Annotated in this window: 20 protein-coding genes; 14 read left to right on the top strand and 6 right to left on the bottom strand. The window is 68.4% G+C overall.

The genetic code is table 11. The features are described 5' to 3' along the window. Window positions 1-31 precede the first annotated feature (31 nt). The 3 genes from dnaJ to ABD209_RS08745 are packed head-to-tail and all read left to right on the top strand — an operon-like array spanning window position 32 to window position 2,033. Complete coding sequence (dnaJ, locus tag ABD209_RS08735; protein ID WP_344064900.1) at window positions 32-1,159, top strand: molecular chaperone DnaJ; 1,128 nt, start codon at window positions 32-34, stop codon at window positions 1,157-1,159. Continuing rightward, the gene (locus ABD209_RS08740) at window positions 1,156-1,293 is read left to right on the top strand and encodes a hypothetical protein (protein ID WP_344064903.1); all 138 of its coding nucleotides are present in this window, start codon (window positions 1,156-1,158) and stop codon (window positions 1,291-1,293) included. Before dnaJ ends, ABD209_RS08740 begins: the two co-directional genes overlap by 4 nt. Further along, a complete protein-coding gene (locus tag ABD209_RS08745; RefSeq protein ID WP_344064906.1) occupies window positions 1,290-2,033 on the top strand; it encodes a 16S rRNA (uracil(1498)-N(3))-methyltransferase in 744 nt (247 codons plus the stop codon). The genes ABD209_RS08740 and ABD209_RS08745 overlap by 4 nt, the downstream gene beginning before the upstream one ends. Window positions 2,034-2,058: 25 nt before the next feature. Here the strand turns inward: ABD209_RS08745 and ABD209_RS08750 are convergent, their stop codons facing one another. Further along, on the bottom strand, window positions 2,059-3,138 hold the full coding sequence (locus ABD209_RS08750; protein WP_344064909.1) for a Gmad2 immunoglobulin-like domain-containing protein: 1,080 nt from the start codon (window positions 3,136-3,138) through the stop codon (window positions 2,059-2,061). Next, window positions 3,135-3,710, bottom strand: coding sequence for a SigE family RNA polymerase sigma factor (locus ABD209_RS08755; protein WP_344064912.1), 576 nt, complete (start codon window positions 3,708-3,710; stop codon window positions 3,135-3,137). Before ABD209_RS08755 ends, ABD209_RS08750 begins: the two co-directional genes overlap by 4 nt. A gap of 98 nt (window positions 3,711-3,808) precedes the next feature. Here ABD209_RS08755 and ABD209_RS08760 point away from each other — a divergent pair, with 98 nt between their 5' ends. The 6 genes from ABD209_RS08760 to ABD209_RS08785 all read left to right on the top strand — a co-directional run bounded on the left by ABD209_RS08760 (window position 3,809) and on the right by ABD209_RS08785 (window position 9,071). Continuing rightward, the gene (locus ABD209_RS08760) at window positions 3,809-4,159 is read left to right on the top strand and encodes a histidine triad nucleotide-binding protein (protein WP_324388046.1); all 351 of its coding nucleotides are present in this window, start codon (window positions 3,809-3,811) and stop codon (window positions 4,157-4,159) included. A gap of 25 nt (window positions 4,160-4,184) precedes the next feature. Further along, entirely contained in the window at window positions 4,185-5,246 is a 1,062-nt protein-coding gene (locus ABD209_RS08765) for a PhoH family protein (RefSeq protein ID WP_324388045.1), read from the top strand. After that, window positions 5,218-5,679, top strand: a complete 462-nt coding sequence (gene ybeY, locus ABD209_RS08770) for an rRNA maturation RNase YbeY (RefSeq protein WP_344064916.1) — start codon at window positions 5,218-5,220, stop codon at window positions 5,677-5,679. The genes ABD209_RS08765 and ybeY overlap by 29 nt, the downstream gene beginning before the upstream one ends. Further along, the gene (locus ABD209_RS08775; protein WP_344064919.1) at window positions 5,679-6,995 is read left to right on the top strand and encodes a hemolysin family protein; all 1,317 of its coding nucleotides are present in this window, start codon (window positions 5,679-5,681) and stop codon (window positions 6,993-6,995) included. Before ybeY ends, ABD209_RS08775 begins: the two co-directional genes overlap by 1 nt. After that, complete coding sequence (gene era / locus ABD209_RS08780; RefSeq protein WP_344064922.1) at window positions 6,992-7,927, top strand: GTPase Era; 936 nt, start codon at window positions 6,992-6,994, stop codon at window positions 7,925-7,927. Before ABD209_RS08775 ends, era begins: the two co-directional genes overlap by 4 nt. Window positions 7,928-8,036: 109 nt before the next feature. Beyond that, window positions 8,037-9,071 carry an aspartate-semialdehyde dehydrogenase gene (locus ABD209_RS08785; RefSeq protein WP_344064924.1) on the top strand — a complete coding sequence of 345 codons (1,035 nt, stop codon included), beginning with the start codon at window positions 8,037-8,039 and terminating at the stop codon, window positions 9,069-9,071. A gap of 427 nt (window positions 9,072-9,498) precedes the next feature. Here ABD209_RS08785 and ABD209_RS08790 read toward each other — a convergent pair whose 3' ends face one another. Then, window positions 9,499-10,404: an oxygenase MpaB family protein gene (locus tag ABD209_RS08790; protein WP_324385690.1), complete on the bottom strand. Its 906-nt coding sequence runs from the start codon at window positions 10,402-10,404 to the stop codon at window positions 9,499-9,501. Window positions 10,405-10,569: 165 nt separating this feature from the next. On the opposite strand from ABD209_RS08790, the gene ABD209_RS08795 reads away from it, so the two are divergent. Both ABD209_RS08795 and ABD209_RS08800 read left to right on the top strand, forming a co-directional pair. Further along, on the top strand, window positions 10,570-10,830 hold the full coding sequence (locus tag ABD209_RS08795) for an acyl-CoA-binding protein (protein ID WP_344064928.1): 261 nt from the start codon (window positions 10,570-10,572) through the stop codon (window positions 10,828-10,830). After that, the gene (locus ABD209_RS08800) at window positions 10,823-11,299 is read left to right on the top strand and encodes an aminoacyl-tRNA deacylase (RefSeq protein ID WP_344064931.1); all 477 of its coding nucleotides are present in this window, start codon (window positions 10,823-10,825) and stop codon (window positions 11,297-11,299) included. Before ABD209_RS08795 ends, ABD209_RS08800 begins: the two co-directional genes overlap by 8 nt. A 7-nt stretch (window positions 11,300-11,306) precedes the next feature. On the opposite strand, the gene ABD209_RS08805 is transcribed toward ABD209_RS08800, so the two are convergent. Then, entirely contained in the window at window positions 11,307-12,215 is a 909-nt protein-coding gene (locus ABD209_RS08805) for a GNAT family N-acetyltransferase (protein WP_344064934.1), read from the bottom strand. Window positions 12,216-12,454: 239 nt separating this feature from the next. Here ABD209_RS08805 and ABD209_RS08810 point away from each other — a divergent pair, with 239 nt between their 5' ends. From ABD209_RS08810 to ABD209_RS08820, 3 genes are all read left to right on the top strand, one after another. Next, window positions 12,455-13,120, top strand: a complete 666-nt coding sequence (locus ABD209_RS08810; RefSeq protein WP_344064937.1) for a GntR family transcriptional regulator — start codon at window positions 12,455-12,457, stop codon at window positions 13,118-13,120. Between the two features lie 77 nt (window positions 13,121-13,197). Next, window positions 13,198-14,217, top strand: coding sequence for a 1-aminocyclopropane-1-carboxylate deaminase (locus ABD209_RS08815; protein WP_344064940.1), 1,020 nt, complete (start codon window positions 13,198-13,200; stop codon window positions 14,215-14,217). Window positions 14,218-14,399: 182 nt separating this feature from the next. Further along, window positions 14,400-16,586, top strand: coding sequence for a transketolase-like TK C-terminal-containing protein (locus ABD209_RS08820; RefSeq protein WP_344064942.1), 2,187 nt, complete (start codon window positions 14,400-14,402; stop codon window positions 16,584-16,586). 45 nt (window positions 16,587-16,631) lie between these two features. Here ABD209_RS08820 and ABD209_RS08825 read toward each other — a convergent pair whose 3' ends face one another. Then, entirely contained in the window at window positions 16,632-17,510 is an 879-nt protein-coding gene (locus tag ABD209_RS08825; protein WP_324385683.1) for a universal stress protein, read from the bottom strand. Beyond that, complete coding sequence (locus tag ABD209_RS08830) at window positions 17,507-19,003, bottom strand: APC family permease (RefSeq protein WP_344064945.1); 1,497 nt, start codon at window positions 19,001-19,003, stop codon at window positions 17,507-17,509. Before ABD209_RS08830 ends, ABD209_RS08825 begins: the two co-directional genes overlap by 4 nt. Between the last annotated feature and the right edge of the window lie 222 nt (window positions 19,004-19,225).

Raw genomic sequence — 19,225 nt, forward strand, 5'->3', positions numbered from 1 at the left:
CTGACCCACTCACCGAATCCAGAAGGCCACTGTGAACGACTACTACGCGGACCTCGGGGTCGCGCGGGACGCGACGCCCGAGCAGATCAAGTCCGCCTATCGCAAGCTGGCGCGCAAGCTGCACCCGGACGTCAACCCCGGCGCGGAGGCCGAGGAGCAGTTCAAGAAGGTTTCGCAGGCCTATGACGTCCTCTCGGACGCCGACAAGCGGCGCAACTACGACATGGGCGCCGACCCCTACGGTGGGCAGAGCGGCGGGTTCGGGCAGGGCTTCTCCTTCAGCGACATCATGGACGCCTTCTTCGGCGGCGCCGCAGCCGGTGGGCCGGGGCGCGGACCGCGCCCGCGGTCGGCGCGGGGTCAGGACGGCCTCGTGCGGCTGCCGATCGACCTCGGGCTCGCGGTCTTCGGCGGGGAGAAGGAGTTGACCGTCGAGACGGCCGCGCGGTGCGGAACGTGCAGCGGGGACGGATCGCAGCCGGGCACCGGCCGGCGCACCTGTGATGTGTGCGGTGGGCGCGGCGAGATCCAGCAGGTGCAGCGCAGCTTCCTCGGCCAGGTGATGACCAGCCGGCCGTGCAATGCCTGCCAGGGCTTCGGTGAGGTGATCACCCATCCGTGCTTCGAATGCTCCGGTCAGGGGCGCGTGCGCACCCAGCGCACTATGACGATCAAGATCCCCGGTGGAGTCGACACGGGCACCCGCATCCATCTCGCCGGTGAAGGCGAAGTCGGCCCCGGAGGCGGCCCGCAGGGCGATCTCTATATCGAGGTGGCCGTCAATCCGCATAGCACCTTCCAGCGGCGCGGTGACGACCTGCACGCGAGCCTGAGTCTGCCGATGACTGCGGCGGCGCTCGGCGCGGCGATGAAGTTCGACACCTTCGACGGTGTCCAGGACATCGACATCAAGCCGGGCACCCAGCCGGGGGAGACCATCACTCTGCGTGGGCTCGGCGTCAGCCACCTGCGGGCGAACGGGCGCGGCGATCTGATCGTCCACGCCGATGTGCGCACACCGACCAGGCTCGACCCGGCTCAGGAGGACCTGCTGCGCCAACTGGCCACGGCGCGTGGCGAGGAGGCGCCCACGGGCAAGCTCGCCAGCGCCGACCACGGCTTGATGGGCAAGCTGCGCGACGCCTTCAAGCCGCGGTGACCTTGGTCCGCGACGGCCTGATGGCCGTCCCTGGCGGGCTGGCCCTGGCGGTCGCCCCGGGCGTGCCTGCCGTGGCACCGGCTTGGGTCATGACGGTCACCCAGGACGCGGCGCTCCGCGCCGAGGCCGTATGACGCTCCCTCTCTTCCTCCTCGACGCCGGGGCGCTGGACGCGGTGTCGGTCGGTGGCCGCCTGGTGCTCGACGGGCCGGAGGGCAGGCACGCCGCGACGGTGCGCCGGATGCGGGTCGGGGAGGCGTTGTGGGTGGCCGACGGCGCGGGCCGGCGGGTGACCGGGACGATTGCGGCGGTTGCCGCGGCGACCCTGGAGTTGGCGATCGATCAGGTCGTGGACCTGCCTGCACCCACACCGGCCCTCACGCTGGTGCAGGCCCTGGCCAAGGCCGACCGTGACGAGGACGCCATCGAGGCGGCGACCGAGTTGGGCGTGGACCGGATCATCCCGTGGCAGGCCGAGCGGTCGGTGGTCATCTGGCGGGGCGAGCGCGGCGAGAAGTCCCGCCGCAAGTGGGCCGACGTCGTGCGCGCGGCGACCAAGCAGTCGAGGCGCGCCTGGCTGCCCGAGGTCGAACCGGCGGTGACGACCGCGGGTCTGGTGGCGCGCGTGCGGGGTGCGGGAACGGCATACGTGCTGCACGAGGAGGCGGTCGAACCGCTTGCGGCGCAACGGCTTCCGGACCAGGGTGAGGTGCTGGTGATCGTCGGGCCCGAGGGCGGCATCGCGCCCGGCGAGGTCGAGGCACTGACCGCGGCTGGTGCGCGGGCTGTGCGGCTCGGGCCTACGGTCCTGCGCTCGTCCTCGGCCGGCCCGGCCGCGCTGGCGGTCCTTTCCGCCGCCGCCCGCTGGCGCTGACCCGCGTCCCAGCCTTCCGGCCCGGTCAGCTCACCGTGAACCAGACCTGCGTGACGCCGGTCGCGCTCCCGTCCTTCGGCGAGGGATAGCCGACGTCGAGGCGATAGCGGCCGCCCGGCACGGCGGGGATGTCGAAGGCGTAGGGCGCTTGCGCCGGGGCCCCTGCCTCGGCCTGGGTCGAGCCCTGGGCGACCGGGGCCGCGCCGTCCCCGCGATGCAGGGACCAGACGAGGGTTCCCTCCGGTGCAGCGGCCAACCCCTTGACGTGGACGACACCCGCGCGGACCGTCGCCTCGGTGCCGGGCTGGTCGATCCAGATCGGTGCGATGACCGCGGCGGCACCGGCTGTATCCGGCCGGTCGTAACGATCGCTCGCCGGGAAGCGGCCGAAGAGCAGACCCGCGCCGGTTTCCAGCTGGAAGGTCACGGGCACCCGGCCCAGACCCGCAGCGGCCTGGGCGGTCCACACGAGTTGCTGAATGCCAAGGCGTCGATAGTCGTCCGTGCCGTCCTGGGCGCCCCCATTGGTCAGCACGATCGTGATCAGTTGGGGTGTCACATCGACGCCGGCCACCGCGGTGCCTTCGAGGGGAGCGGCGCCGGGGTAGGGCCAGGCCCGATCGCTGGCGCACCACTGGAGCGCCTCGAGGACCCGTCGTGATCCGCTCGCACCCGCGTCCGCCGAGCCGGAGACGAAGGTGCGGGTCAGCCGCCATACCTGCGTCCCATCGATCGTTACCTGGACCGGGACATAGACCGGCAGGGCGGCGCCGGCCACGGCCGTCGGGCTCTCCGACAGCCCGGTCGTGGCCGGTGAACTGAGGCTCACGGTTCCGCCGGGCCGGGTACGGTCGTGCGGCGCGAGCCATTGGCCGGCCGCGACACTGCCGATCACGGCCGCCGCAGCCGCAGCGGCGACCAGCGTGAACAGGCGCGGCCCGCGCCGCCGCGTCGGGATCTCGTAGGCCGTCGCCCCCTGAATCGCGGCCAGCCGGTCGCTCGGCGTGATCCGCTCGGCGTCGGCGTGCAGGGCCTGCGCCAACGCCTCCTCCAGGTCGCGCAGGTCGCGCAGGTCGCCTAGGCCGTCGGCGTTGCCGGGTTTCATCGGTCCTCCCGGGTGGTTCGGTCGGGGTCGGCGCCGAGTTGGGCGCGGAGGGCGGTCAGACCGCGAGAGGCGTGGGCCTTGACCGACCCGGGCGCGATCTCGAGAGCGTGGGCGATCTGGGCCTCGCTCAGATCCAGGTAGTAGCGCAGCACCAGCACCTCGCGCTGGCGACGCGGCAGGCGGTCGAGGGCAGCGAGCATCCCGGCATTGCCCACCTCGTCCAGGGCCTCGTGCTCAGCGCTGGGCGCGGTGGCCTCCGTGATCGCCCGGCCGTGCTGTGCGACATAGGTGCGCTCGACCGTGCGGTGGCGCAGGACCGAGCGCGCGGCGTTCACGACGCTGCGTCGCAGGTAGGCGAGCGCGAGATCGCGATCGGCGAGGTGGTCCCACCGCCGGTGCAGCGCGATCAACGCGTCGGCGACGATGTCCTCGGCGACGCCCTGGTCACGCACCAGCAGCCAGGCCAGGCGCACCAGACCGGACCAGTGCGCGGCATACAAGCTCGCAATGGCCGCATCGGCGCTCATTCGCCGCAGGTCGCCGGGGGAGTCCGCCACAGCGCTGATTGTCACGCCTGCTCCACGCCGCTGCCAGCCTTTCGGTTGACATTGCGCAGGGGGAGCGGCCGCGCTCACGCCGTCGGCGGGCCGGAAAGTGCCAAGCTTGCCGTATGACCGATCCCTCCGATTGCCTCTTCTGCAAGTTCGTGCGGCGCGAGATCGAGCCGGTCGTGGTGGGGGAGAGTGACCTTTCGCTCGCCTTCCGCGACATCAACCCGCAAGCACCGACCCATGTGCTGGTGATCCCGAAGCGGCACGTCGCCGACGCGGCCGAGTTGACCGCCGCGTCGGCGGAGGAACTCGCCGACGTCTTCGCGCTCGCCGCGCAGGTCGCGGCCGACGACGGCTTGGCCAACGGCTATCGACTGGTCTTCAACACCGGCCGCGATGCCGGCCAGGAGGTCTTCCACGCGCACTTGCACCTGCTCGGTGCACGCGCAATGACGTGGCCCCCGGGCTGAACGGGCCCGTAGAATACGACCACCCATGTCTGAACACCATCCCGAGGCGAGCGCACCCCTACCGGCGACGCAGCCCACCTTTTCCGTCGAAATCCCGCCAACGGTGCCCATGGTTTCCCTCCTGGGGCCACGCGATGAGCTGTTGCGCACGATGGAGCGCCAGTTCCCCGCGGTCGAGATCCATGTGCGGGGCAACGAGTTCCGGATGACCGGACCCAGCGCCGATATTGCGCTCATCGAGCGCACCATCGAGGAGTTGCTGGCCGTCATCGCCGCCGGGCAGCCGCTCAACCGGGATGCGGTCGAGCGGTCCATCGCCATGCTGCGCGCCCAGACGATCGAGCGCCCGGCCGATGTGCTGACGATGAATATCGTCAGCAACCGCGGCCGCACCATCCGGCCCAAGACGCTCAACCAGAAGCGGTATGTCGACGCCATCGACGCGCACACCATCGTCTTCGGGATCGGGCCGGCCGGCACCGGCAAGACCTACCTGGCGATGGCGAAAGCGGTTGCCGCCCTGCAGGCCAAGCAGGTCAACCGGATCATCCTGACCCGGCCCGCAGTCGAGGCGGGAGAGCGGCTGGGCTTCCTGCCGGGCACGCTCAACGACAAGATCGACCCCTACCTGCGCCCGCTGTATGACGCCCTCCACGACATGCTCGACCCCGATTCCATCCCGCGGCTGATGGCCGCCGGGACCATCGAGGTCGCCCCCCTGGCCTATATGCGGGGACGGACCCTTAACGATGCCTTCATCATCCTCGACGAGGCGCAGAACACCTCGCCTGAGCAAATGAAGATGTTCCTGACCCGGCTCGGGTTCGGGTCCAAGATCGTCGTCACCGGTGACGTCACCCAGGTCGACCTGCCAGGCGGCACGCAGAGCGGCCTGCGGGTGGTCCAGGGCATCCTCGACGACATCGAGGACGTCCACTTCGCCCATCTGACGGCGGTCGACGTCGTCCGCCACCGCCTGGTCGGCGAGATCGTCGAAGCCTACGGGCGCTGGGACGCCACCGAACGGCATACGTCCGCGAAGCAGGGAAGGAACGAACGTGAGCATCGACGTCCTCAACGAGACTGACGCGCGGGTCGACGAGGTCGAACTCGTCGATCTCGCCCGCTATGTCATGGTGGAGATGCGGGTGCACCCGCAGGCCGAGCTGTGCCTGCGACTCGTCGACGAGCCGACCATGGCCGTCCTGCACGAGAAGTGGATGGACCTGCCCGGACCCACCGATGTGATGAGTTTCCCGATGGACGAGTTGCGTCCGGGCCGCGACGGGGAGACGCCGATGGAAGGCGTCCTCGGCGACATCGTCTTGTGCCCGAGCGTCGCGGCGCGCCAGGCTCACGAGGCCGGTCACGCGCCCGCCGAGGAACTGCTGCTCCTGACCACGCACGGCATCTTGCACCTGCTCGGCTACGACCACGCCGAACCCGAGGAGGAGAAGGAGATGTTCGACCTGCAGCGCCAACTGCTCCTGACCTTCCTCGCGGGCCGCCCCTCGGCCTGATGTTTCGCCTGATCCTCGTCGCCGCGGCGAGCGTGCTCTTCGCGGCCGTCCTCGCCCTTGCCGAAGCCGCGATCACGCGCTCGAGTCGGGTGCGCGCGGCCGAACTCGCCGATGAAGGGCGCGGTGGAGCGAAGGCGCTCGGCCGGATCCTCGACGACAGCGCCGCCTATCTGTCGGTGACCGCGTTCCTGCGCTCAGTGGCGGAAGCCGTTGCGGCAGTGTGCATTACGTTGGCGGTGACACGCTCACTCGCCGGGTTCTGGCGGCCCTTGCTGACCTCGATCGCGATCATGACGCTGGTCTCCTTCCTCGCCGTCGGTGTCTCGCCCCGCACCCTCGGACGCCGCCACTCCGACGTCGTCGGTCTGACCCTCGCGCCCGTGGTCGTATGGCTGCGTCGCCTCCTCGGGCCGATCGCTCGCCTCCTGGTCTCGCTCGCCAACCTCGCCACCGGTGGTGGCTACAAGGACGGCCCGTTCCAAAGCGAATCCGAGTTGCGCGATCTGGTCGACATCGCCGGCGAGAACGCCCTCATCGAGGACGACGAGCGAGAGATGATCCACTCCGTCTTCGAACTCGGCGACACGGTCGCGCGCTCGGTCATGGTCCCGCGCACCGACATGGTGGCCATCGAGATCACCAAGAACGCCCGGCAGGCGATGTCGCTGTTCATCCGTTCCGGCTTCTCCCGACTGCCCGTCGTCGGCGACGGACCGGACGATGTGCTCGGCCTGATCTATATGAAGGATGTCGTGCGCCTGATGACCTCGGACGGCGCCGATCTGCGCACCATCTCGATCGAGTCGTTGATGCGCCAGATGCCCTTCGTCCCCGAGTCCAAGCCCGTCGACGATTTGCTGCGCGAGATGCAACGCGACTCGGTGCACATTGCCATCGTCGTCGACGAATACGGCGGCACCGCCGGGTTGGTCACCATCGAGGACATCCTTGAGGAGATCGTCGGCGAGATCGACGACGAGTACGACCGCGAGGCACCCAAGGTCGAGGACCTCGGTGCCGGGCGATTCCGGCTGCCTGCCTCGATGTCGGTAGACGATTTCGCCGAGGACTTCGATGTCGATCTTGACGAGGACGAGGTCGACACCGTCGGCGGGCTGATCGCCAAACACCTCGGTCGGGTGCCGATCCTCGGCTCCCACTGCGAGGTCGGCCGCTACCGGCTCACCGCCGAGCGGATGGCCGGCCGGCGGCACCGGATCGCCTCGGTCCTCCTCGAACCGCTTCCGCCGGTTGTCGATGCGGTGGGCGAACTGGCCATGTCCGAGACAGCCTCACCCAGGACGGAGCGCGCATGACGCCGAAGCCTTCCACCCCCGAGCCCTATGTCGCGGGCTTCGCCTGCCTGGTCGGCCGACCGAATGCGGGCAAGTCGACGCTGACCAATGCCCTTGTCGGCGACAAGGTCGCCATCACCTCGGCCAAGCCGCAGACGACACGGCATACGATTCGCGGGATCGTCAGCCGGCCGGTCAGTCAGCTGATTCTGGTGGACACGCCCGGTCTGCACAAGGCGCGAACGCTGTTGGGAGAGAGGCTGAACGACCTCGTGCGCGCCACGCTGCTCGACGTCGACGTCGTTGGCTTCTGTATGCCTGCGGACCAACGAATCGGTCCGGGCGACCGGTTCATCGCTGCGGAACTCTCGGAGTTGATGGCGGCCAAGAAGCTGCCCATCATCGCCATCGCGACCAAGAGCGATCTGGTGGACAAGAAGCGGTTGGCGGAGCACCTGATCGCGATCGACCAGCTGGCCGACTGGGCCGCGATCGTGCCGTGCTCGGCCCGCCGTGGCGACCAGGTCGACGATGTGTTGAAGGTGCTCACGTCCTATCTGCCCGAAGCTCCGGGGCCGCTCTATCCGGAGGATGTGCTGACCGACGAGGAAAGCGACACGCGCATTGCCGAGTTGGTGCGGGAGGCGGCCCTGGAAGGGGTGCGGGATGAGTTGCCGCACTCGCTCGCGGTCGTGGTCGAGGAGATCACCCCGCGCGAGGACCAGCCCGCGGGCCGGCCGATGCTGGACGTGCGCGTCGACATCTTCGTCGAGCGAGACTCCCAGAAGGCCATCGTGATCGGCCGTGGCGGTGCGCGGCTGCGCGAGGTCGGGACCACGGCTCGTGCCGGGATCGAGGCCCTGCTCGGCGAGCGCGTGTATCTCCACCTGCGCGTCAAGGTCGCCAAGGACTGGCAGCGCGACCCGAAACAGCTGCAGCGTTTGGGATTCTGACGCCCGAGGCGATTCGGTCGTCGGGGTGGATGTGCCGGCATACGTCCGGGACGCGCCCGCGTGGTGAAATGCGAGAGCCCGCGCCGCGCTGTCTCCGTATTCTGGTGACATGCGTGTAGGTGTATTCGGGGCCACCGGTCAGGTCGGCGGGGTCATGCGGACCCTGCTCGCGGAGCGGGCCTTTCCCGTCGACGACATCCGCTTCTTCGCGTCCGCGCGGTCGGCGGGAACGGCGCTCCCGTGGGCGGACGGCGAGGTCCTCGTCGAGGACACGGCCACGGCCGACTTCTCCGGGATCGACATCGCGCTCTTCTCCAATGGCGGTTCCTCGTCCAAGGAGTACGCGCCCAAGGTCGCCGCGGCGGGGGCCGTCGTCATCGACAACAGCTCGGCCTGGCGCAAGGATCCCGACGTCCCGCTGGTGGTCAGCGAGGTCAACGCCGCCGACCTGCTGACCATCCCCAAGGGGATCGTCGCCAACCCCAATTGCACCACTATGGCTGCGATGCCGGTCCTGAAGCCGTTGCACGACAAGGCTTCTCTGGTCCGCTTGCACGTCTCGTCGTATCAGGCGGTGTCCGGCTCGGGCGGCAAGGGCGTCCAAGAGCTCGACCGTCAGCTGCGCGGCGGGTATGCCGCCGGCGACCCGATGGGCCTGGCCCTCGACGGTCGCGCCGTGGCTGTCCCCGATCCCCAGGTGTATGCCGTTCCCGTCGGCTTCAATGTCGTCCCGCTCGCCGGGTCCCTCGTCGACGACGGCTCCGGTGAGACCGACGAGGAGCAGAAGCTGCGGCACGAGTCGCGCAGGATCCTGCACATCCCGGGTCTGCGGGTCTCGGGCACCTGCGTGCGCGTGCCGGTCTTCAGCGGTCACTCCCTGGCCATCCACGCCGAGTTTGCCGACGACATCGCGCCCGATGAGGCGCTCGACCTGCTCAAGAACGCGCCAGGCGTCGTTGTCGTCGATGTGCCCAACCCTCTCGACGCGGCCGGCCGCGACGAGGTGTTCGTCGGCCGGGTCCGCGCCGACCAGGCGGCGCCGGAGGGCAAGGGCCTCAACCTTTTTGTGGTGGGTGACAACCTGCGCAAGGGCGCCGCGCTGAACGCGGTGCAGGTGGCCGAGGAGTGGCTCAAGCTCCAGTGACCGCGCTCGGCTGACGGGGGGCCGAGCCGGGTCACTCGGAAAGGTCGACAGTCGGCGACACGCCGTATGCCGATCCTCGCCATCGGCGTGTCACCACCACTCGACGTGCCGGGCCGGCGTTCCATTCCCGTGGCATCCGGCTCGAGTGCTGACACAGACGATGCCGCCCCCGAGTTGGGAAGGCACCGGCGTGTATGGAATCAGGTACGGGCCATGATCCACATGAGCAACACGATGATCAGCAGCACGCCGACGATCGTCCAGATGAGTCCAGATCCACGCATGTCGAGCTCCTTTTCGTGGGGATCCCCTTGCCTTCAACGTAGGCGGGGGAACACAGCCGTGGGGGATTAGCGGTCACCAGGTTTCGCGGCCACTCACGTCCCCTCAGCGCCACCCGTCACAAGGCAAGCGTCGAGGTCGGAAGCTAGCGATCGGCGTGCCCGAGCACGCGGTCCTTGGCAACCGACGGATGGTCGAGCAGCCAGCGCACTGTGGCAACGGCTGGCCGACCGACCAGTCGGATCGTGGCGGCATCCCGAACCGGGTGGACCGGCAGCTCCAGCAGATCGCGCGCCCACGCCGGGAGGGTAGCGACGGCGGCGCTGACGAGCGCGGCATACGGGAGTTTGGCCGCCCGGGGGAGCGGCGTTTCGCTGCGCAAGAAGCGGCAGGCCGCCGCGGCGCCGGGGGTGAGGGCCAGTTCCCGACGGAATGCCTCGATCGTCGCCGTCAGATCGACAACCGACATGGGTGGGTCGACGACGCCGAGTTTCGTTGCCACGACGGCGGTTTGGGCGACATAGGTGTCTGCGTCGGCTGCGCTCAACGGGGCGCGTCCATACGCCTGATAGCAGGTCAGGAAGGTCTCGATCTCGGCGACGTGCACCCAGAGCAGCAAATGTGGGTCATTGGCGTCATACGTCCGGCCGTCGGCGGCGACGCCGTGCACCCGATCGTGGATCGCGCGGACGGCGGCAATGGACTGCTCGGCATTCGCGATCGTGCCGAAGGTCGTCATCGTGATGAAGCCTGACGTGTTCTGGACGCGCGTCCACGGGTCGGATTGATACGAGGAGTGCTGATCAACGCCGGCCATCGCGAGCGGGTGCAGACTCTGCAACAGCAGCGAGCGGATGCCGCCGACGAACATCGACGCGTCCGCGTGCACCCGCCAGATCGGATCCGCCGGGGTGAACCAGCGGGGCCCGCTCACTCCCCACACGCGGGCTGCGCGGGCATCGGGGTTGCTCCCCGCCACCTGGCTGCGCAGGGCGAGGGCCGCCCGGGCTCGCGCCACATCCACCGCGCCACGCTTTCGCTCCACCGGCATCGCCCGTTCCTACTTTCACTCCGGCTGCCCAGGCCGTGGAGTTCGGCCGCTTCAAGCCTGTGCGGGATCAAGTTTCCCAGGTGCAGTGGCCAGACCGTGCCACTGGCCCCAGCCGGGCCACGCCACCCGCCCCCGAGGGTGGTTAGTGCGGCTACATTGACCGCCATGGCATCTGACGCTGACTTCCAGGCCGCCGTCGACGCGGTGTCCGCCCTGACCGACGACCCGGGCAATGACATCAAGCTGCGGCTCTACGCCCTCTATAAGCAGGCAACCGAGGGCGATGTGACCGGCTCACGCCCGGGCTTCACCAACTTTGTCGGCCGCGCCAAATATGACGCGTGGGCCCAGTTGCGCGGGCTCGACGCGGACGCCGCGAGCGATGAGTACGTCGAGTTGGTGAACTTCCTGACGCCGGATGAGTGACGGCGAGTCGCGCGCGATCGGTGCGCTCGCGGCATACGGACTGCCGTATGCCGTCATCCGCCACGGGCGCGTCGGCTCGCTCGCGGAGGCCGCCGCCGCGCGCGGGGTGACACCCGCCGACATCATCAAGACGCTCGTGATCCGGCGTACCGAGGGCGACTACGTTTTCGTCCTGGTCCCGGGCGATCGCGAGATCTCCTGGCCGAAGCTGCGCGTCCACCTCAGGGTGAACAGGCTGTCCATGCCCGATGCCGAAACGGCAAGGGCGGCAACGGGATACGAGCGTGGAACGATCACGCCTTTCGGCAGCGAGCATTCCTGGCCAGTGCTCGCGGACGTGACGATCACGGGTCGTCCGATCTCGATGGGCGCGGGCGCGCACGGCGTCGCCGTCACGGTTGACGCCGATGCCATGGTTGCGGCGCTCGGCGCCGAGCGGGCCGACGTCACCGATCCCGTCGCGCCCTGAAGCGCGCTCAGAGGTCGAGCCCGAGGTGGTGCCAGGTCTGGGTGATGGTCATGCCGACGCGCAGATAGAGCCCGAGTGCGCCGGTGCGGGAGTCCGTCGACAGATCGCTACGAATCGCTCCGCGCACCCGGCCGTTCTCGAAGGCATCGACGAGTAGTGCGCGCGCCAGGCCGAGCCCGCGCCGGTCGGCCCGGACCGCGATCTGGTCGACGTGCGCACAGTTCGCGACGTCAAGGATGGTGCAGGCCACCGCGACGGGAGTGCGGTCACCGTCAACCGCGAAGCGGACCTGCCAGGGCTCGAAGCCGCGGCGACCGAGGGTGCGAGGCTGCCAATCGGCATACGTCTGCGGGGTGCGATCCGGCCACTCGTTGAAGGCATCTTCGATCAGTCGGTAGGCGATGTCCTCGTCCTGCCCCGGCACGAAGGTGCGCAGCTCGTAGCCCGGCGGTAGCGACTGGGGCTCGATCGGGGTCGCGGCCGGCACTTCCAACACCCAGGAGGTCCAGATCTCGCGATAGCCCCGCCCGCGCAGCAGCCGGTCGCCCCCGCCGCCGGCGAATCGTGATTGCCCGACACGCGACCCGCCCTCGCGTCTCGCGAGATCCTCGGTCCACGCCGCGAGCCAGCTCCCGATGCCGCGATTGCCGTATGCCGTGTGCACCGCCCCGTCAGCACGTCGCGCCCCGAACACCTCGGCCGCGCCGACGAGGCGCTCGCCGTCGAACACGCCAACGCTCTGGGTGCTCAGGTCGAAACTCGCTCGCTCCCAATCGGATTCGATGTCCTCGGGCTCGATCATGAGTTCGCCGCAATCGGCCAACTCGGCGTCGGCGTAGACCGCAAAGGTCGCGTCCAGGTCGGCGGGTGTGAGCGGCCGGGAGGTGAGACCGGCGGGAAGTGGGGGAGCAGTCACGCCACCATCGTCACTCATCGAGGCCGCGCTGTCCCGCGAATTTGAGCATTGCCGTCCCGGACGCCGCCCCCTATCCCACGTCGAAAGGCCGGTTCAGCCCCGTCGAGTGCGAAGTTGTCCACAGGCGGTGGGGATGGATGCGCACTCGACGCCCCTGAACCGGCCTCTCGACGCCCCTGAACCGGCCTCTCGACGGGTGGGGGCTTGACATGGATGGCGATTAATGTGCAATATATTGCATGCCCATCCCCCAGGACGCCGGTTCGAGCGCCCTCAAGCGCGGCTTGCTGCGTGATGACGTCTACACGCGGTTGCGGGACGCGATCGTCGACGGCACCTTCGCGCCCGGTGAGCAACTGCGTGATGGTGAGCTCGCGGATTGGCTCGGCGTCAGCCGGACACCCGTGCGCGAGGCAATCCTGCGGCTCGGGGCTGCCGGCCTGGTCACCACCGCACCCGGGCGGTCCACCACGGTCGCCGAGTTGGAGGTCAAGGCCATCCGGGACGCGCAGTCCGTCGTTGCCGCGATGCATCGCCTGGCCGTAGAACTCGCCGTCGCCCAGCTCACACCGGACGACTTGGCGAGTATGCGTGCGGCCAACAGGCGCTTCGCAACAGCGATGAAGTCGGGCGATGCCGAAGCCGCCCTCGCCGCCGATGACGACTTCCACGCCGTCCCGGTGCGGGCGGCCGGCAATACCGCCATCGAGACGGTCCTCGACCAGTTCTCACCCGTCGTGCGGCGCCTCGAGCGTCTCCGTTTCGCCACTCTCCCAGGCCGCGCTTCCGTAGCCCTGCACACCCGCCTCATCGACCTCTGCGCGGAGGGCGACACCGAGGCAGCCGCCGACGTATCCCACGAAACCTGGCAGTCGCTCCAACCGCTGCTCGACACCCTTACCTGACCCGACGGCACCACCAAGCGCCCACCGGCCACCACCGCAACCCAGCCGAACGGCATACGAGAAAGGAAAGAATCGGTATGAAGCTCCAAGACTTCCCGCGCTACCCGCTCACCTTCGGGCCGAGCCCGATCCAGCGCCTCGACCGGCTCACCCAGCATCTTGGCGGTGCCCAGATCTGGGCCAAGCGTGAGGACTGCAACAGCGGTCTCGCCTTCGGCGGCAACAAGATTCGAAAGCTGGAATACATCATTCCGGATGCGATCGCCTCCGGCGCCGACACGCTGGTCTCGATCGGTGGCTACCAGTCCAACCACACCCGCCAGGTTGCCGCGGTTGCCGCGCACCTGGGCATGAAGTGCCTTCTGGTGCAGGAGAAGTGGGTGCCCTGGGACGACCCGATGAACACAAAAGTCGGCAACATCTTGCTCTCGCGGATGATGGGCGCCGACTCGCGTCTCGACGACGCGGGCTTCGACATCGGCATCCGGGACTCCTGGAAGAACGCCCTCGCCGAGGTCGAGGCCAAGGGCGGCAAGCCCTATGCGATCCCGGCCGGCGCGTCCGAGCACCCGCTAGGTGGCCTCGGCTTCGCGAACTGGGCCTTCGAGGTTGCCGAGCAGGAGAAGGCTCTCGGTGTCACCTTCGACACGATCGTCGTCTGCACGGTGACGGGCTCGACGCACGCCGGGATGATTGCCGGCTTCGCCGCACTGGAGGATCGGACCGGTGTCAAGCGCCGCGTCCTGGGCATCGACGCATCCGCCACCTTGGCCAAGACGCGTGACCAGGTCGAGCGGATCGCCCGGCACACAGCGCAGGTCATGGAGCTCGGTCGCGACTTGCGCGCCGACGAGATCCGGGTCCTCGAGGGCTGGGCCGGCGACCTCTACGGCATCCCGGTCGAGTCCACGATGAACGCCATGGCCTTGGGAGCGCAGCTCGAAGCCTTCATCACCGACCCCGTCTACGAAGGCAAGTCGCTCGCCGGCCTGATCGACCTGGTCCAGGATCGCGAGATCCCCGCGGACTCCAACGTTCTTTATGCCCACCTCGGCGGCCAGCTCGCGCTGAACGCCTACCATTCGCTCTGGTCCTGAAAGGACCGAACCCGTATGCCGCACACCCCCGAACGCCCGGATGGCACCTTCTCGATGAGGTCGCGCAGCGCGTCCTCTGGCTCGCCACGAGGATCGTCGACGCCGCCAATCGCGAACGCGTCACGGGCGACGGGGTCAAGGTCGGTGGGCACCGGGCCAGCAGCGCGAGCCTGGTCACCACGATGACCGCCCTCTGGTTCGCGCACCTGGACGCCGCCGACCGCATCAGCGTAAAGCCGCACGCGTCGCCGGCCTTCCACGCGATCCAGTACCTCCTGGGCAATCTCGATCGGTCCTATCTGACGCGCCTGCGCGACTTCGGCGGTCTGCAGTCCTATCCCTCGCGGACCAAAGACCCCGACCACGTCGACTTCTCCACGGGATCGGTCGGACTCGGTCCGGCGGCGCCCCTCTTTGCCGCCGTCGCCCGGCGCTATGTCGATCCCCACTTCGGGCCGCGCCCAGCAAGCCGCTTCATCGCCCTGCTCGGGGATGCCGAACTCGATGAGGGCAATATCTGGGAGGCCGTCGCCGACCCGGCCACGCAGGGGCTCGGCAATGTCATGTGGGTCGTCGACTTCAACCGGCAATCCCTCGACCGGGTCGTCCCGGGCATTCGGATCCAACAATGGCGTGCCCAGTTCGCGGCGGCCGGGTGGCATGTCGTGGAGGTGAGATACGGGCCGCGTCTGCACGCGGCATACGGCAGGCCCGGGGGAGCGGGCCTGGAGGCGTGGATCGACGCGATGCCCAACGAGCGCTATCAATCCCTCTTCGGGATGGCACCGGCGGACGTACGTGAGCGTTTCCTCGACGGCGCCCCTGATGACGTCCAGACGTTCTGCGCCGCGCAGAGCGACGACGAACTCGCCTCTCTGGTAACGGATCTCGGCGGCCACGACGTTACCGCGATGCTCAACGCCTTTGCGGCCTGCGATGCCGTCACCGACCGGCCGAGCGTGGTCTTCGCCTATACCGTCAAGGGCTGGGGGCTGCCGCTGGCCGGCAACCCGCGCAACCACTCGGCGGTGTTGAGCGGTGAGCAGATCGATGCCCTGCGTGCCCGGGTAGTGCTGACCGCGGACACCGAGTGGGACCGACTCGACCCCACGACAGCTGCCGGTCAACTCGCCGCGCTGCGGGCCGAGCACCTGCGTCACGACCCCGTGCAGACCCGCTCGCTCTTGCCGGTTCCGACGGCAACGGGGCTTTCGTCGGCCAAGCCGATGTCCACCCAAGAAGCATTCGGCCGGATCCTCGTCGGACTCTCTCGCATCGACGGCGTCGGCGATCACCTCGTGACGACCGCACCGGATGTGGCCACGTCGACCAATCTGGCCGGCTTCATCAACCGCACGGGTGTCTTCGCGCCCGAGGAGCGTCGCTCGTGGAGCCCCGATCCGCTGGTGAAGTGGTCGGAATCCCCTGCGGGACAACACATCGAGCTGGGCATCTCGGAGATGAACCTCTTCCTGCTGCTCGGTATGCTCGGCCTGACGTGGGATCACAGTGATCAGCTGTTGCTGCCGGTGGGCACCCTCTACGACCCGTTCGTGCTGCGCGGTCTCGATGCCTATGTATATGCCGCCTACTCCGGCTCCCGCTTCGTCGTCGCCGGCACGCCGTCGGGCGTCACGCTGGCGCCGGAGGGCGGCGCGCACCAATCGACGATCACCGCGTCGGTCGGCCTGGAACTGCCCAACACCACGCTCATCGAACCGGCGTATGCCGTGGCCCTCGACTGGCTCTTGTGCCACGCCCTCGCGCGGATCGCCGATCCCGGCCAGGGGGACGCGCTGGGCAAGACCGAGGATGGGTCCTACTACTTCCGCTTGACGACCCGCCCGCTCGACCCGGCGCCCTTCGAGGAAGCTCGCGCCCGGCTTGGCGATGCCACACTGAGGCGCCAGGTGCTTGCCGGGGCCTACCGGCTGCGTGACGCCGGCGGCGACGAAGGCGCACCCGTCGTTCAACTGGCCGCCTGTGGCGCTGTGCTGCCGGAAACGCTCGCTGCCGCAGCGGAACTCGCCGAGGAGGGCATCCTGGCTCATGTCGTCGACATCACCTCCGCGGACCGGCTGTATGCCGCATGGCAGCGCACGTTGCGCCAGGGCATTCGCACCGCAACGACGCCGTCGATCCCCGGGGCGCTGCGCGCCGCGTTCGACATGCGCGCCCCGATCGTCACCGTCCACGACGCGTCCTCGCACACGCTGGCGTGGCTCGGCTCGGCTCTCGGCGTGCCCTGCGTCCCCCTCGGCGTCGACGCCTTCGGCCAGTCCGGTGCGGTGGCCGACCTCTATTCGGTCAACGACCTGACGCCGGGCTCGATCGTCAACGCCGCCCTGGCCGCCCTCGCCCTGCGGTGACCAGCCCGGCGCGGGCGGGAGAGCTGGGGCGGGCGTGGCGGGCTTTCAGGGGACGACGATGACCGGGACGGTCGAGTTGCGTAGGATCTTGGCGGCGCTGGAGCCGAGGAAGACCTGGGCCAGCTTGTGCGTGGACGACGAGCCGACGACCAGCACGTCCTCGCGTCCCCACTCCACGGAGTCCATCGCCCCACCCCACGAACGGCCCTGCGCAAGAACGGCCTCCACATCGACGAGGCCTTGGTCGCGGAGGTGGGTCACCGCCTCGTCGAGTCCTGCTTGGGCCTGGGACTTCCACTGCGCGAAGATGTCCGACTCGTCATCGCGCATCGCCGAGACCACCATCCGCCGGGGGCGCACCGCGAAGGTCACCAAGCGCAGGCTCGCCCCAATCCGGGCGCAGATGCTCGCGACCAGATCCAGCAGCGTCCAACTCGCGTCGTCATCGCGAAAGCCCATGGTCACGCGTGTGATCCGGCTGTCCGGGACGGGGCGATACCCCCGCGGCGCGATCGCGACCGGCACGGCGGCGGAGTGCAGCATACGGTCGGTCTTCGACGTCACCGTGACATAGCCGCGGGGGCCGTTCTCGCCGGAGCCGACGACGATCAGCGACGCACCCAGCGCGTCGACCTGCTCGCACACTGCTTGGGGGACAGAGCGTCCCGCGACCCACGTCGCAGTCGACACGACGTCCGTATGCCGTGCCAACACCTCCAGCGCCTCTGCGGCACTCGCGGCGCCCTCCTGCGCTGCCCACTGCTCGAAGTCGCGATCGGTGTCGCCGGCGACAGCTGTCTCCCAACCACGCGGCACCACGGTCAGCGCGTGGACGGTGTCATGCTCGGAGCGGGCGAACTGGCAGGCCAGATCGATCGCTCCGATGTCGTCCTTATGCGGGCTGTAGCAGACGAGATAGGTCATCCGCGATCGTCCTCCAGGTCACGCCGCCGGCCGCTTGGCTCGGCGATCTCCTCGGGATCGCTGTAGTGATTGAGCGTGGCATTGCGCATGCCGTACAGCCAGTAGAAGGCGATGCACAGCACGATCCAGATCAAGAAGATGACCCAGGTGATGGCCGCCAGGCCGTACATGATGTAGAGACACGCGGCGACCGTGAGAATGGGGGTGACCGGATAGCCGGGGACCTTAAAAGGACGCTCCAATTCCGGATGGGTGCGTCGCAGGACCATGATGCCGATCGCGACGACCGAGAAGGCCATCAGCGTGCCGATCGAGACTGTGTCCCAGAGATAGTCGGCGGGCACGAAACCGCCGATCAGGGCGATGACGATCGAGACCACGACGGTGTTGAAGGTGGGGGTCATGGTCCGTTGGTTGACCTCGAGGAACTTCTTGGAGATCAGGCCGTCCCGGCCGACCGCGAACAGGATCCGGGTCTGACCATAAAGTGTCACCAGGGTCACGGAGAAGATCGAGATAACCGCGCCCGCGGCGAGGATCGTGCTCCACACCTCGTTGCCGGTGATCTCCTTGAGGATCAGCGCCAGGCCGGCATCGGCATTGTCCTTGTCCGCGAAGAAGGACGCGGGCTTGGCGGCGAGACCGGCGCCGGCCACCGCAAGGTAGATGCCCGAGACGATCGAGAGCGCACCGATGATGGCGCGTGGCAACGCTTTCTGTGGATCCTTGACCTCCTCACCCGCGGTCGCCACGGCGTCCAGACCGATGAAGGAGAAGAAGATCGTCCCGGCGGCGGCGCTCACGCCAGTGAAGCCCTTCGCGAAGAAGTTGGAGAAGTGATCGGCGTTGAAGGCGCTGAACCCGATGACGGAGAAGAGCGCAAGAACGGTGAGCTTGATCATCACCATGATCGCGTTGATCTTCGCTGACTCCGAGGCCCCCCGAATGAGCAGGAGCATGCACAGCAGCACCAGGACGACGGCCGGGAGGTTGATGATTCCGCCTGTGGGCACGTGGTCGGTGCCAGGAATCGGCGACACCGAAAGCGCATCGGGAAGCTGCCACCCGATCGTCTCGTGCAGAAGTTCGTTGAAATAGCCGCTCCACCCGACCGCCACAGCACCCGTCGCGACGCCATATTCGAGCAGGACGCAGCCGGCGATGATGACGGCGACGATCTCGCCGAGGGCGTGGTAGGCATACGAGTACGTCGAACCGCTCACCGGAATCGCCGAAGCCAGTTCTGCGTAGCAGAGAGCGGACAGGCCGGCCGCGAAGCCGGCGATCATGAAAGAGACGAGGACTGCCGGACCGGCCTTGGGCACCGCCTCGCCGAGAACGAAGAAGATGCCCGTGCCGACGGTCGCGCCGACGCCGAACATCATCAGTTGAAAGGTCGTCAGGTTGCGCGGCAGTTCCTCGCCCTGATGGGGATGGTGCTGGAAGACGATCGGCTTGCGCCGCAACAACTGAGCAACGAGGGTGCCTGCCATGTCTGCACTCCTTTGACAACCGGTTAAAGAGTTGGGCCGAACGTAGTGCATTACTCGCCAGTACGCGAGGCATGATTTTCGGGTGTCCACCAACGCTTCTCCGCCCATAGTTTTGGCGGCTCTCCGACTCTCCGCGTGATGTGGTCCTGATGTGAGGGCTCGTGGCCCTGTAGCAGGCTGGGTGGTGTCTATGCATCCAGTCAGTCAGGACCACGAGCGTGT

This window comes from Nostocoides vanveenii (genome assembly GCF_039531165.1).
Taxonomy (GTDB): Bacteria; Actinomycetota; Actinomycetes; order Actinomycetales; family Dermatophilaceae; genus Nostocoides_A; species Nostocoides_A vanveenii.

What these genes read in the sequence shown, in the direction of transcription:
- ABD209_RS08795 (WP_344064928.1), top strand. Translation starts at nt 10,570, where the DNA reads ATGGCATCTGACGCTGACTTCCAGGCCGCCGTCGACGCGGTGTCCGCC.
- ABD209_RS08760 (WP_324388046.1), top strand. Translation starts at nt 3,809, where the DNA reads ATGACCGATCCCTCCGATTGCCTCTTCTGCAAGTTCGTGCGGCGCGAG.
- ABD209_RS08765 (WP_324388045.1), top strand. Translation starts at nt 4,185, where the DNA reads ATGTCTGAACACCATCCCGAGGCGAGCGCACCCCTACCGGCGACGCAG.
- ABD209_RS08745 (WP_344064906.1), top strand. Translation starts at nt 1,290, where the DNA reads ATGACGCTCCCTCTCTTCCTCCTCGACGCCGGGGCGCTGGACGCGGTG.
- ABD209_RS08830 (WP_344064945.1), bottom strand. Translation starts at nt 19,003, where the DNA reads ATGGCAGGCACCCTCGTTGCTCAGTTGTTGCGGCGCAAGCCGATCGTC.
- ABD209_RS08810 (WP_344064937.1), top strand. Translation starts at nt 12,455, where the DNA reads ATGCCCATCCCCCAGGACGCCGGTTCGAGCGCCCTCAAGCGCGGCTTG.
- ABD209_RS08775 (WP_344064919.1), top strand. Translation starts at nt 5,679, where the DNA reads ATGTTTCGCCTGATCCTCGTCGCCGCGGCGAGCGTGCTCTTCGCGGCC.
- ABD209_RS08825 (WP_324385683.1), bottom strand. Translation starts at nt 17,510, where the DNA reads ATGACCTATCTCGTCTGCTACAGCCCGCATAAGGACGACATCGGAGCG.
- ABD209_RS08750 (WP_344064909.1), bottom strand. Translation starts at nt 3,138, where the DNA reads ATGAAACCCGGCAACGCCGACGGCCTAGGCGACCTGCGCGACCTGCGC.
- ABD209_RS08815 (WP_344064940.1), top strand. Translation starts at nt 13,198, where the DNA reads ATGAAGCTCCAAGACTTCCCGCGCTACCCGCTCACCTTCGGGCCGAGC.
- ABD209_RS08785 (WP_344064924.1), top strand. Translation starts at nt 8,037, where the DNA reads ATGCGTGTAGGTGTATTCGGGGCCACCGGTCAGGTCGGCGGGGTCATG.
- era (WP_344064922.1), top strand. Translation starts at nt 6,992, where the DNA reads ATGACGCCGAAGCCTTCCACCCCCGAGCCCTATGTCGCGGGCTTCGCC.
- ABD209_RS08790 (WP_324385690.1), bottom strand. Translation starts at nt 10,404, where the DNA reads ATGCCGGTGGAGCGAAAGCGTGGCGCGGTGGATGTGGCGCGAGCCCGG.
- ABD209_RS08800 (WP_344064931.1), top strand. Translation starts at nt 10,823, where the DNA reads ATGAGTGACGGCGAGTCGCGCGCGATCGGTGCGCTCGCGGCATACGGA.
- ABD209_RS08820 (WP_344064942.1), top strand. Translation starts at nt 14,400, where the DNA reads ATGACCGCCCTCTGGTTCGCGCACCTGGACGCCGCCGACCGCATCAGC.